The following is a 12,348-nucleotide window of genomic DNA, read 5'->3' as shown; positions in this document are numbered from 1 at the left end:
TAACGGCGACCCCGGGCCGCGCTAAAACAATCTCGGTAGCGCCATCGCCGAGTCGACCGCCAGGGCGCAGAACACCAGCGCCAGGTAGTTGTTCGATTGCAGGAACAACCGCAGCGGCTTGACCGCCTCGCCGGCACGCACCCCCGCGTAGAGCTGGTGGGCCATCGCCAGGAACCACATCCCGGCCACCAACGCGACCGCCGCGTAGAGCCATCCCGTCGCCAGCGCCAGCACGAGCGTCGCCGACACCGTCAGCCAGGTGTAGATCAGGATCTGCTTGGTGACCACACGCTCCGTCGCCACGGCCGGCAACATCGGGACGCCGGCCTCCTTGTAGTCGTCCTTGTACCGCATCGCCAGCGCCCAGGTGTGCGGCGGCGTCCAGAAGAAGATGATCGCGAACATGGCCAACGCCGGCCAGCCGATGGTTCCGGTGATCGCCGACCAGCCGATCATCACCGGCATGCAGCCCGCCGCGCCGCCCCACACCACGTTTTGCGACGTCCGACGCTTGAGCAGCAACGTGTAGACGAACACATAGAACGCGATGGTGACCAGCGCCAGCAGGCCCGACAGCAAGTTGGTCGTCCACCACAGCCAGAAGACCGAGCCGACGCTCAGGACCAGGCCGAAGACCAGGGCGTTGCGCGTGGGCACCGCTTCGCGTGCCAGCGGCCGTCGTGCGGTCCGCTTCATCACCTTGTCGATATCGGCGTCGGCCACACAGTTGAGCGTGTTGGCGCCCCCCGCGGCCATCATGCCGCCGATCAGCGTGTTGAGGATCAGCAGCGGATGCACGGCGCCGCGGTCAGCGAGCAGCATCGCGGGAATGGCGGTGACCAGCAGCAGCTCGATGACCCGCGGCTTCGTCAGCGCCAGGTACGCCAGAACGGTGCGGATTGCCCGATTTGGCGCGACGCGCCCGCGAACGCTCACGCAATAACTCCTCGAGGTCGCAGCCGCGCAGCATCTACTACAGCCGATGGTAGACCGCGGACCCGCAGTGGCCAGCCCATAGGGTCTATTCACAGCGATTTTCCAAGACGACAGCACTGACGACATGTGCGGTTGCCAAGCTTAGGCGACCAACTCCCATTGTTTTTACGGCGGCTCTTGACGGGTAACCCAAAGTCCTGCTCTGCACGAGCCCGCGCCCGCGCACTAGGGTGAGATTGATCAGCGCTACGACCATCGGCCGCCCAAGGACTGAAGCCTGTGACCACACTCGAAGAGATCTCCACCCTCACCCAACCCCGTCATCCTGACGACTGGACCGAGATCGATTCGGTTGCTGTTGACACCGTCCGGGTGCTCGCCGCAGACGCCGTGCAAAACGTCGGCAACGGGCACCCCGGAACGGCGATGAGTCTCGCCCCCCTGGCCTACACGCTGTTCCAGCGCGCAATGCGCCACGACCCCAGCGACAGCCACTGGCTGGGCCGCGACCGGTTCGTGCTGTCAGCCGGCCACAGCAGCCTCACCCTGTATTTGCAGCTCTACCTCGGCGGCTTCGGTCTGGAACTATCCGACATCGAGTCGCTGCGTACCTGGGGCTCCAAGACGCCGGGGCACCCAGAGTTCAGGCACACCAAGGGAGTTGAGATCACCACCGGACCGTTGGGCCAGGGTCTGGCCTCCGCGGTCGGCATGGCGATGGCGGCGCGGTACGAGCGCGGCCTATTCGACCCGGACGCCGCTCCCGGCGAAAGCCCCTTCGACCACCACATCTACGTGATCGCCTCCGACGGAGACATCGAAGAAGGGGTGACCTCGGAGGCGTCGTCGCTGGCGGCCGTGCAGCAGCTGGGCAACCTCATCGTGTTCTACGACCACAACCAGATCTCGATCGAGGACGACACCAACATCGCGCTGTGCGAGGACACCGCGGCCCGCTACCGCGCCTATGGCTGGCACGTGCAGGAGGTGGAGGGCGGCGAGAACGTGGTCGCGATCGAGGAGGCGATCGCCAACGCCAAAGCCGAGACCGACCGCCCGTCGTTCGTCTCGCTGCGCACCATCATCGGCTACCCGGCGCCCAACCTGATGAACACCGGCAAGGCGCACGGGGCGGCCCTCGGCGACGAGGAGGTCGCGGCGGTCAAGAAGATCCTGGGATTCGACCCCGACAAGAGCTTCGAGGTCCGCGACGACGTCCTCGCGCACACCCGCAAGCTGGTGGACCGGGGCCGGGAAGCGCACGAGAAGTGGCAGCCGGAGTTCGAGGCGTGGGCGCAGCGTGAGCCGGAACGCAAGGCGCTGCTGGATCGGTTGACGGCAGAGGAATTGCCCGACGGGTGGGATGCCGACCTGCCGCACTGGGAGCCCGGATCCGACGCCATGGCGACCCGAAAGGCGTCCAACGAGGTCCTCAACGCGCTGGGACCGAAGCTTCCGGAGCTGTGGGGCGGTTCGGCCGACCTCGCCGGCAGCAACAACACCACCATCAAGGGCGCGGATTCCTTTGGGCCGCCGTCGATTTCGACTAAGGACTACACCGCGCACTGGTACGGACGCACGCTGCATTTCGGTGTTCGCGAGCACGCGATGGGTGCCATCCTGTCCGGCATCGTGCTGCACGGGCCCACCCGGGCCTACGGTGGCACGTTCCTGCAGTTCTCCGACTACATGCGTCCGGCGGTGCGGTTGGCGTCATTGATGGACATCGACACGATCTACGTATGGACGCACGACTCGATCGGCCTGGGCGAGGACGGCCCCACCCACCAGCCGATCGAGCACCTGTCGGCGCTGCGCGCGATCCCCAACCTGTCGGTGGTGCGCCCGGCCGACCCTAACGAGACCGCCTACGCGTGGCGGACGGTGCTGGCCCGCGGCAACGGCAGCGGTCCGGTTGGCTTGATCCTGACCCGGCAGAATGTGCCGGTGCTGGAGGGCACCGACATGGAGGGCGTCACCCGGGGCGGCTACATCTTGGGCGATGACGGCGGGGACGAACCCGACGTCGTCCTGATCGCCACCGGCTCCGAGGTCCAGCTTGCCGTCGAGGCACAGAAGTTGTTGGCGGACAAGGACATCGTCGCGCGGGTGGTGTCAATGCCGTGTGTGGAGTGGTTCGAGTCCCAACCCGATGACTACCGCGACAGCGTGCTGCCCCCGTCGGTGTCCGCGCGGGTCGCTGTCGAGGCCGGCGTCGCGCAGTCCTGGCACAAGCTGGTCGGCGACACCGGGGAGATCGTGTCCCTCGAACATTACGGGGAATCGGCGGACGCCAAAACTTTGTTCCGTGAATTCGGCTTCACCGCAGAAGCCGTGGCAGACGCCGCGGAACGAGCTCTGGATAACTGAGAAAGGAAGATTCAGATGACTCAGAATCCTAACCTCGCCGCACTCAGCGCCGCGGGAGTATCGGTGTGGCTGGACGACCTGTCCCGGGATCGGTTGAAATCAGGTAATTTACAGGAGCTGATCGACACCAAGAGCGTCGTCGGCGTGACTACCAACCCGTCGATCTTTCAGGCCGCGCTCTCGGAAGGTGACGCCTACAACGCGCAGCTCGCCGAGCTGGCCGAGCGCGGCGCCGACGTCGAGGCCACCATCCGGACGGTCACGACCGACGACGTGCGCAGCGCGTGCGACGTGCTGGCCCCGCAGTGGGAGGCGTCGGACGGAGTGGACGGGCGGGTGTCGATCGAGGTCGACCCCAGGATGGCGCACGATGCCGACAAAACCATCGCCCAGGCCGTCGAGCTGTGGAAGATCGTCGACCGGCCGAACCTGTTCATTAAGATCCCGGCGACCGAGGACGGCCTGCCGGCGATCACCGCCGTGCTGGCCGAAGGGATTTCGGTCAACGTCACGCTGATCTTCTCGGTCGAGCGGCACCGCGCGGTGATGGATGCGTATCTGGCCGGGTTGGAAAAGGCGCGGGAGGCCGGCCACGACCTGTCCAAAATCCATTCTGTAGCATCGTTTTTCGTATCCCGCGTGGACACCGAAGTCGACAAGCGGCTGGAGAAGATCGACTCCGAGGAGGCGCTCGCGCTGCGCGGTCAGGCCGGGGTGGCCAACGCCCGGCTCGCCTACGCGGCCTACCAAGAGGTGTTCGAGGGCGGCGATCGCTACCAGGCGCTCAAGGCCGACGGCGCCCGGGTGCAGCGGCCGCTGTGGGCGTCCACCGGCGTCAAGAACCCTGACTACTCCGACACCCTCTACGTCACCGAATTGGTCGCCCCGAACACGGTGAACACCATGCCGGAGAAGACAATTGACGCCGTCGCCGATCACGGCGAGGTCACCGGTGACACCGTGAGCGGCACCGCCGCGGACGCCCAGGCGGTGTTCGACAAACTGGACGCGGTCGGGATCGACCTGACCGACGTCTTCCTCGTGCTGGAAAACGAAGGTGTGGAGAAGTTCGAAGCATCCTGGAAGGAGCTTCTCGAGGCCACTCAGGCGCAGCTGGACAAAGCCACCAAATGAGCCCAGCCCGCGCCGCGGCCCAGGCCGCCCAGTGGCACAACCCATTACGAGACAAACAGGACAAGCGGCTTCCGCGGATCGCGGGCCCGTGCGGCATGGTGATCTTCGGTGTCACGGGCGATCTGGCCCGCAAAAAGGTGATGCCGGCCGTCTACGACCTGGCCAACCGCGGGCTGCTGCCCCCGTCGTTCTCTCTGGTGGGATTCGCCCGTCGGGACTGGACCACCCAGGATTTCGGCGACGTGGTCTACAAAGCCGTCAAGGAGCACTGCCGGACCCCGTTTCGGCAGGCCAACTGGGACCGGCTGGCTGAGGGATTCCGTTTCGTTCCAGGCTCTTTCGATGACGACGAGGCGTTCGGCGGGCTCGCCGAGACGCTGGACAAGCTGGACGCCGAGCGCGGCACCGGCGGCAACCACGTCTTCTATCTGGCGATCCCGCCGAAGTCGTTTCCCTTGGTGTGCGAGAAGTTGCACAAGTCCGGACTGGCCCGGCCGCAGGGCGAGCGGTGGAGCCGGGTGGTCATCGAGAAGCCATTCGGGCACGACCTGACCAGCGCGCAGGAGCTGAACAAGACCGTCAACGCCGTCTTCCCCGAAGAGGCAGTGTTCCGCATCGACCACTATCTGGGCAAAGAGACCGTGCAGAACGTCTTGGCGTTGCGGTTCGCCAACCAGCTGTTCGACCCGATCTGGAACGCACACTACGTCGACCACGTGCAGATCACCATGGCCGAAGACATCGGGCTGGGCGGACGGGCCGGCTATTACGACGGCATCGGTGCGGCCCGCGACGTCATCCAGAACCACCTCATGCAACTGCTGGCGCTGACCGCGATGGAAGAGCCCGTCAGCTTCAAGCCGTCCTCGCTGCAGGCCGAGAAGATCAAAGTGCTCTCGGCGACGCGACTCGCGGAGCCGCTGGATGAAACCACCAGCCGAGGCCAGTACACCGGCGGGTGGCAGGGCGGCGAGAAAGTGGTCGGGCTGCTCGACGAGGAGGGATTCTCCAAGGACTCCACCACCGAAACTTTCGCCGCCATCACGCTCGAGGTCGACACGCGACGCTGGGCCGGGGTGCCGTTCTACCTGCGGACCGGAAAACGCTTGGGCCGCAGGGTGACCGAAATCGCTCTGGTTTTCAAACGCGCACCGCATCTGCCCTTCGACGCCACCATGACCGACGAGCTGGGCACCAACGCGATGGTCATCCGGGTGCAGCCGGATGAGGGAATCACGTTGCGCTTCGGGTCCAAGGTGCCGGGCACCGCGATGGAGGTGCGCGACGTCAACATGGACTTCTCCTACGGCTCGGCCTTCGCCGAGGAATCGCCCGAGGCCTACGAGCGGCTGATCCTCGACGTACTGCTCGGCGAGCCCTCCCTGTTTCCGGTCAACGAGGAGGTCGAATTGGCTTGGGAGATATTGGATCCCGCACTCGAATACTGGGCTTCACACGGCAAGCCGGATCCCTACGGAGCGGGCACGTGGGGTCCGGATTCGGCCTTCGAGATGTTGCGCCGCACCGGCCGCGAATGGCGCCGGCCGTGATCCGCGCCAGTGGCGAGGGGCGGCGCAGGTGATCCGCGCAAGTGAGGAGGAACCGCGCAGGTGATCGTCGAACTGCCTGACACCGCCACCACGGCGGTCAACAAGAAACTCGACGAAATGCGCGAAAAAGCCGGCATCGTTACGATGGGCCGGGTCTTGACGCTGATCATCGCCCCGGACAGCGATGCCGTGCTCGAAGAATCCATCGAAGCCGCCAATGACGCCAGCCACGAGCATCCCAGCCGCATCATCGTCACCACGCGCGGCGATCCGTACGCCGACGATCCGCGCCTGGACGCGCAGATCCGCGTCGGCGGCGACGCCGGTGCGGGCGAGGTTGTGGTGCTGCGGCTGTCCGGGCCGCTGTCCAAGCACGCGGATAGTGTCGTCGTCCCCTTCCTGCTTCCCGACATCCCGGTGGTGGCATGGTGGCCCGACATCGCTCCGGCGGTACCGGCCCAGGATCCGTTGGGCAAGTTGGCAATTCGGCGCATCACCGACGCCACCAATGCCGTCGACCCGTTGGCCGCGATCACCAGCCGGCTGCCGGGGTACACCGCCGGCGATACGGACCTGGCCTGGGCCCGGATCACCTACTGGCGGGCGCTGTTGACATCCGCGGTGGACCTGCCGCCGCACGAGCCGATCGACTCGGCACTGGTCTCCGGGTTGAAGACCGAGCCGGCGCTCGACATCTTGGCGGGCTGGCTGGCCAGCCGCATCGACGGGCCGGTGCGCCGCGCGGTCGGCGATCTCAAAGTCGAATTGGTGCGCAAGAGCGAGACCATCGGACTCAGCCGACCCCAGGAAGGGGTAACGGCCACCCTGAGTCGGACCGCCAAGCCCGACGCCCTTGTTCCGTTGGCGCGCAGGGTAACCGGTGAGTGCTTGGCAGAGGACCTGCGTCGGCTCGACTCCGACGGGATCTACCTGGCGGCGCTGGAGGGCATCAAGAAAGTGCAGTACCTATGACCAGAAACATCGATATTTTCGCGGACAGCGACATCTTGGTCGAGGCCGCGGGCAAGCGGTTGGTCGACACGATTCAGGCCGCGGTGGCGGACAGAGGCAAGGCGCTGATCGTGCTCACCGGTGGCGGCAACGGCATCGCCTTGCTGCGGTACCTCGCCGACCGGAAAGCCCAGATCGACTGGTCGCAGGTGCATCTGTTCTGGGGTGATGACCGCTATGTGCCCGAGGACGACGACGAACGCAACGAGAAGCAGGCGCGCGAGGCGTTGCTCGATCACGTCGACATTCCGTCGAGCCAGGTGCATCCCATGGCCGCCAGTGACGGTGAATTCGGTTCCGATCTGGACGCCGCGGCGCTGGCCTACGAACAGGTGTTGGCCGCCAACGCCGAACCTGGGGCGCCGGCACCGGATTTTGACGTCCACCTGCTCGGAGCGGGGCCCGAGGGCCACATCAACTCGTTGTTCCCGGGCACTCCGGCGGTGCGCGAGACCACCCGGCTGGTGGTTGCCGTGGACGACTCGCCCAAACCCCCGCCACAGCGAATCACTTTGACACTGCCCGCTATTCAGCGTTCCAGGGAGGTATGGCTGCTGGTCTCGGGTGCGGCGAAGGCCGACGCGGTGGCCGCCGCGATCGGCGGCGCCGACCCGGTGTCCATACCGGCGGCCGGCGCCATCGGGCGGGAGAAGACGCTCTGGCTGCTCGACCAGGAGGCCGCGTCCAAGCTTCCGGACTGAGCGTCATGCTGGCGCGGCACTCGGCGTCGCGAACCACGCCGGCTCGCCGCTCGGCAGCAGGGGGTACCCCCCGCTCGCCAGCAACGTCATAATGGCCGTCATGGCAGACAGAACCGTGCGCAACGGACCCGAGCGTAGCCGGATCAAGACCCTGACCCAGGCCGCGCTCAACGCTGACAAGACGGTTGAGCAGGTCGAAGACGTCCTCGACGGGCTGGGCAGTTCCCTCGTAGAGCTGAACAAGTCGCTGAAGGCACTCAACGGCACCGTTGAGCGCATGGAAGGCGGCCTGGATCACCTGGACGGCACGCTGGAGAGTCTGGACGATCTTGCCAAGCGCCTCATCGTGCTGCTCGAGCCGGTGGAGGCCATCGTCGAGCGGATCGACTACATCGTGGGCCTGGGTGAGACGATGATGTCCCCGCTGTCGGTGACCGAGCACGCCGTGCGCGGCGTCATGGGCCGGCTGCGGAACCGGACGGCGGATTAGCTCCCCGGTCCCGCCGCCGCCGCACGCGCGGGGCGCCGGTCTGCCGTGGGACGTGTCGGTTGATGACGCCGTCGCCGCCATTGCCGCGGCCCGCGCCCGGCATGGCGACACGTTCGCCTTGCAAAGTGGCGGCGACCACTACCTGTTCACGTTCTCCTGCAAAGGTGTCGAATCCTTCTACGCACTGCCCGAGGAAACGGCCAGCAAAGCGGTCGCCGATTACCTGATGTTGCGGCGCAAACTTCCCGACGAGATCTTCGCCGGCCGGCGCATCCTACCGAGCACCCTGTTTCGTCGCGACGATGTCGCGTTCTACCTGGCCAACCTGGACCGCGCGCTGGCACAGACCAGCGCCGAACTGGGCGCGGCCGGTTCGCTCGACGTCTTCGACCTGACACGCCGGCTTGCCCATCGCATGGGGCTCGCATCGTGGGCGGGGCCGGGGTCGGCGGATGGTGACGCGTTCGAACGACTGGTGCGATCTCACGACATACTTGATGGCTCGGAGGCTTTCGTGCATCCGGACCGGATGGCCGCGGTGGCGGCGACGGACAAGCGTGCCGAGCGGGCCGCGCTGGACGAGGTCGCCGATGTTGTCGCCGACGCGGTACGTCGATTCGACGCAAGCGAGGCCGACGACCAAAACCTGTTCGGCAGGATCGTCGCGGCGTGGTCGCGGGAGCCGGAAGGTGTTCGGCTGCGCGGGGTCGCGCTCGACGTCGCCCTGATCCACATCGCAGCCATGTCAAATCTGGCCGCCGCACTCGGCTGGGCGCTGGTCGACCTGCTGGAGCATCCGGAAAGTCAGGCCCGAATTCGCGACGGCGACAACGACTTCGCCCAGCGCTGTGCGCTGGAATCGACGCGTCTGGCGCAACGCTCGATCATGACCCGAGCGGTGCTGTCCCCGCTTCGCCTGGACACTGGCGACGTTACCTACGAGGTTCCGCCGGGCTGGATCATCGCGACCCTGCTGCCGCTGCTCAACACCTCGGCGGCGCCGGGCCTGGAGCGGTGGGATCCGGATCGGTGGAGCCGTCACCGTCTGAAAGACCACGACGGTCTCCCGTCGCCCGCGCTGGTGACGGCCTTCGGACACGGGCGGCATTCCTGTCCGGCCCAACCCTTTTCGCTGGCGGCCATGACGGCCGCCAGCACCCATCTGGTGCGCGAGTACCGGCTGACGCCCGGTTGGACGTCGCACCCCCGACCCGTTGCGGCCCAGATCGGCGGCGTGGCACGCGCCGACGCACCGTGCGTCGTCGAATACGCCTGACTACGTCGCGTGTGACTATGGCATCACGTTCGCGGCGCGCCATTACCCGGAATTTCTTAGCGCACTGGACAACCCGTTCATGGTCAGCAGGATCCCGCGCTGCACCAGTTCGTCGTCGTCGCCGGAGCGGTAGCGTCGCAGCAACTCCACCTGAAGGTGATTCAGCGGTTCCAGATAAGGGAATCGGTTGAAGACCGAACGCGCCAGCGCGGGGTTGTCGGCCAGCAGATTGTCATGGCCGGTGATGAGTTTGTGCATGGCGATGGTCCGCTGGTGCTCTTGGGCGATCTTGTCAAACACCCTGTGCCGCAAGGATTCATCGGGCACCAACTCGGCATAGCGGGCGGCCAGACCCAGGTCGCTTTTGGCCAGCACCTGCGCCAAGTTGGACAACACGCTGCGAAAGAACGGCCATCGCTCGTACAGGTCGTGCAGCACCTCGACACGCTCGTCTTCGTCGCCCGCGGCGATCCACTGCTCGAAGGCCGACCCGGTACCGTACCAGCCGGGCAGCATGACCCGCGATTGGCTCCACGCCAGCACCCACGGGATGGCCCGTAGATCGGCGATCGACTCGGTGGGCTTGCGCGAGGTCGGTCGGCTGCCGATGTTGAGCGAGCCGATCTCACTGACCGGCGTGGACGCCTTGAAGTACTCGACGAAACCCGGTGTCTCATGGACTAACTCGGCGTAGGCGCGCTGCGCTAGGGCGGCGATCTCCTCGAGCACCGCGTAGGCCGGTTCCGCGGCGTCACCGAGGCCCTCGACGTCCAGCAATGTCGACTCCAGGGTGGCCGCGACCAAACTCTCCAAATTGCGTCGCGCCATCTGCGGCTCGGCGTACTTGGCCGCGATCACCTCACCCTGTTCGGTGAGACGCAGTGAGCCGTTTACCGCCCCCGGCGGCTGCGCGAGGATGGCCTGATAGCTGGGGCCGCCGCCGCGCCCGACGGTGCCGCCCCGACCGTGAAAGAACCGCAACCGAATTCCGTTCTTACGGGCCACGTCCACCAGGGCCAGTTCGGCACGATAGACCGCCCAGTTGGCCGCCAGATAACCCCCGTCCTTGTTCGAGTCGGAGTAGCCGAGCATCACCTCCTGCCCCTCGCCGCGCGCGGCCACCATCGCCCGGTAGAGCGGCAGGTCCAGCATGGCCTGCAGGATCGTCGCTCCGTTATGCAGATCGTCGATCGTCTCGAACAGCGGCGAAATACCCACCGGGCAATAGGGTTCCGGGCCGGAGGCGTCCAGCAGCCCGACCTCCTTCAGCAGGATCGCGGCCTCCAGCACGTCCGACACCGACCGGCACATGGAGATGACGTAATTGGGCACCGCGGCGGGACCGTAGATCTGTACGGCGTGGGCGGCGGCCGCAACCACGTCGAGCTCGCTGCGCGCCAGCTCGCTCAGTTGCGCGTGGTCGCCGATCAGCGGCCGTCGGGTGCCGAGTTCACCCGCCAGCAGCTCGACGCGCTCGTCTTCGGACAACGTGCCATAGTCCTGGTGCACGCCGGCCCAGGCCAGTAGCTCGCCGATCACCTCCTCGTGGACGTCGGAGTTCTGCCGCATGTCCAGCCCGGACAGGTGAAACCCGAAGGCGTGCACGCCTTCCCGTAGCAGTGCCAGCCGGTCGTCGGCCAGCAGCGCGCAGCCGTGGGTGCGCAGCGAGTCGTCGATCGCGTCCAGATCGGCGCGCATTTCGGCCGGCGAGGCATAAGGTTCCAAACCCAGGTCCAGCTCGTGCTGCGGTTGGCGGTCCAGGATGTTTGCCGCGGTCGCGGTGAGCCGGCTGCGGATCACCCGCAGGGCACGCCGGTAGGGCTCGTCGGCGCGGGCCTTCTCCTGGCAGGCGTCGGCAAGCCCGGTGACCCGGGGCGTGACCGCGATCAGCCGGGCCGACATCGACAGCTCCTGTTCGAGGGCCTCCAGTTCGGCCAGATAATGCGCCAGCGCGGTGTATGCGGCGCTACCGCTGGCGCGCCGGACCACGTCGGCGGTCACATTGGGGTTTCCGTCGCGGTCGCCGCCGATCCAGGAGCCGGGTTGCAACATGGCCCCGGGCAGTAGGTCAGCGCCGGGCCAGCGGGCCCGCAGCGCGTCCCGAACCTCGGCGTTGACCTGGGGGATCACCTCGAAAAACGCCGCCGGATAATACCGCAGCCCCACGTCGATCTCGTCGGTGATCTGCAACCGGGACAACCGGATCAGCGCGGTCTGCCACAGCGTCAGCACCTGGCGCCGCAATTCCAGCTCGATGTTGCGGCCGTCGTCGGTCTCGGTGTGCCCCTCGGCGTGCAGCCGCATCAGCTCGGTGATGCGGCGCTGCGTGACAAAAACCGTGCGCCGACGGGTCTCGGTGGGATGGGCGGTGATCACCGGGGACACCAGCGCGCCGCGCAGGGCGTCGGCCACGGTATCCGAATCCAGTTCTGCCTGATCGAGTTTCGCGTAGGTTGCGGCCAGGCTGCTGTCCTGCGGTGGCTCGCCGGCGTCGACGTGGACGGCTCGGCGGCGTTCGCGGTGGATGTCTTCGGCGACGTTGGCCAACAGCGCGAAATGGCTGAACGCCCGAATTACCGGGATGGCTTCGTGGATGTCGATGCCGTCGAACATGCGGGCCATATCGGCCCGGTCGATCTCGGAGCGACGCACCCGGAAGGCTTCCACCCGAGCCCGCTCGACGAGGTCGAACACCTCTGCACCGTTCTGCTCGCGCACGGTGTCGCCGAGGATCGCCCCCAGCATGCGGATGTCGGCCCGCATCGGCTCGGTAGCCTCGCGGCCCACCCGGGTCCGCTGGACAGCACCAATCGGTTCCAGCGTGGTGTCGGAGACCTCAACCATGTTTCCCAGTATCGGTGCGAAGCGTCCGGACCGCCT

The 12,348-nt window shown here is 66.6% G+C and carries 9 protein-coding genes; 7 read left to right on the top strand and 2 right to left on the bottom strand.

Annotated elements, in window-relative coordinates; all coding sequences use genetic code 11:
• Positions 1–21: 21 nt before the first annotated feature.
• The gene (locus tag JO236_RS15860) at positions 22–936 is read right to left on the bottom strand and encodes a heme o synthase (protein ID WP_293332089.1); all 915 of its coding nucleotides are present in this window, start codon (positions 934–936) and stop codon (positions 22–24) included.
• Between the two features lie 279 nt (positions 937–1,215).
• On the opposite strand from JO236_RS15860, the gene tkt reads away from it, so the two are divergent.
• The 7 genes from tkt (at position 1,216) to JO236_RS15825 (ending at position 9,468) form a co-directional block, all read left to right on the top strand.
• Positions 1,216–3,306, top strand: a complete 2,091-nt coding sequence (gene tkt, locus JO236_RS15855) for a transketolase (protein ID WP_293332086.1) — start codon at positions 1,216–1,218, stop codon at positions 3,304–3,306.
• A gap of 15 nt (positions 3,307–3,321) precedes the next feature.
• On the top strand, positions 3,322–4,440 hold the full coding sequence (tal, locus tag JO236_RS15850; protein WP_293332083.1) for a transaldolase: 1,119 nt from the start codon (positions 3,322–3,324) through the stop codon (positions 4,438–4,440).
• Complete coding sequence (gene zwf / locus JO236_RS15845; RefSeq protein WP_293332080.1) at positions 4,437–5,990, top strand: glucose-6-phosphate dehydrogenase; 1,554 nt, start codon at positions 4,437–4,439, stop codon at positions 5,988–5,990. Before tal ends, zwf begins: the two co-directional genes overlap by 4 nt.
• 60 nt (positions 5,991–6,050) lie before the next feature.
• Positions 6,051–6,962, top strand: coding sequence for a glucose-6-phosphate dehydrogenase assembly protein OpcA (gene opcA / locus JO236_RS15840; RefSeq protein ID WP_293332077.1), 912 nt, complete (start codon positions 6,051–6,053; stop codon positions 6,960–6,962).
• On the top strand, positions 6,959–7,702 hold the full coding sequence (pgl, locus tag JO236_RS15835) for a 6-phosphogluconolactonase (protein WP_293332074.1): 744 nt from the start codon (positions 6,959–6,961) through the stop codon (positions 7,700–7,702). The genes opcA and pgl overlap by 4 nt, the downstream gene beginning before the upstream one ends.
• Before the next feature lie 91 nt (positions 7,703–7,793).
• The gene (locus tag JO236_RS15830) at positions 7,794–8,192 is read left to right on the top strand and encodes an ATPase (RefSeq protein WP_293332071.1); all 399 of its coding nucleotides are present in this window, start codon (positions 7,794–7,796) and stop codon (positions 8,190–8,192) included.
• A gap of 52 nt (positions 8,193–8,244) precedes the next feature.
• Complete coding sequence (locus JO236_RS15825; protein ID WP_293332068.1) at positions 8,245–9,468, top strand: cytochrome P450; 1,224 nt, start codon at positions 8,245–8,247, stop codon at positions 9,466–9,468.
• 42 nt (positions 9,469–9,510) lie between these two features.
• Here JO236_RS15825 and ppc read toward each other — a convergent pair whose 3' ends face one another.
• Positions 9,511–12,312 carry a phosphoenolpyruvate carboxylase gene (gene ppc / locus JO236_RS15820; protein WP_293332065.1) on the bottom strand — a complete coding sequence of 934 codons (2,802 nt, stop codon included), beginning with the start codon at positions 12,310–12,312 and terminating at the stop codon, positions 9,511–9,513.
• Positions 12,313–12,348: the final 36 nt, after the last annotated feature.

This window comes from Mycobacterium sp., from assembly GCF_019247635.1.
Lineage (GTDB): Bacteria > Actinomycetota > Actinomycetes > Mycobacteriales > Mycobacteriaceae > Mycobacterium.
The sequence above is the reverse complement of the archived record's forward strand: the minus strand, read 5'-3'. Positions and strand labels throughout refer to the sequence as shown.

What these genes read in the sequence shown, in the direction of transcription:
- tal (WP_293332083.1), top strand. Translation starts at nt 3,322, where the DNA reads ATGACTCAGAATCCTAACCTCGCCGCACTCAGCGCCGCGGGAGTATCG.
- zwf (WP_293332080.1), top strand. Translation starts at nt 4,437, where the DNA reads ATGAGCCCAGCCCGCGCCGCGGCCCAGGCCGCCCAGTGGCACAACCCA.
- pgl (WP_293332074.1), top strand. Translation starts at nt 6,959, where the DNA reads ATGACCAGAAACATCGATATTTTCGCGGACAGCGACATCTTGGTCGAG.
- JO236_RS15830 (WP_293332071.1), top strand. Translation starts at nt 7,794, where the DNA reads ATGGCCGTCATGGCAGACAGAACCGTGCGCAACGGACCCGAGCGTAGC.
- ppc (WP_293332065.1), bottom strand. Translation starts at nt 12,312, where the DNA reads ATGGTTGAGGTCTCCGACACCACGCTGGAACCGATTGGTGCTGTCCAG.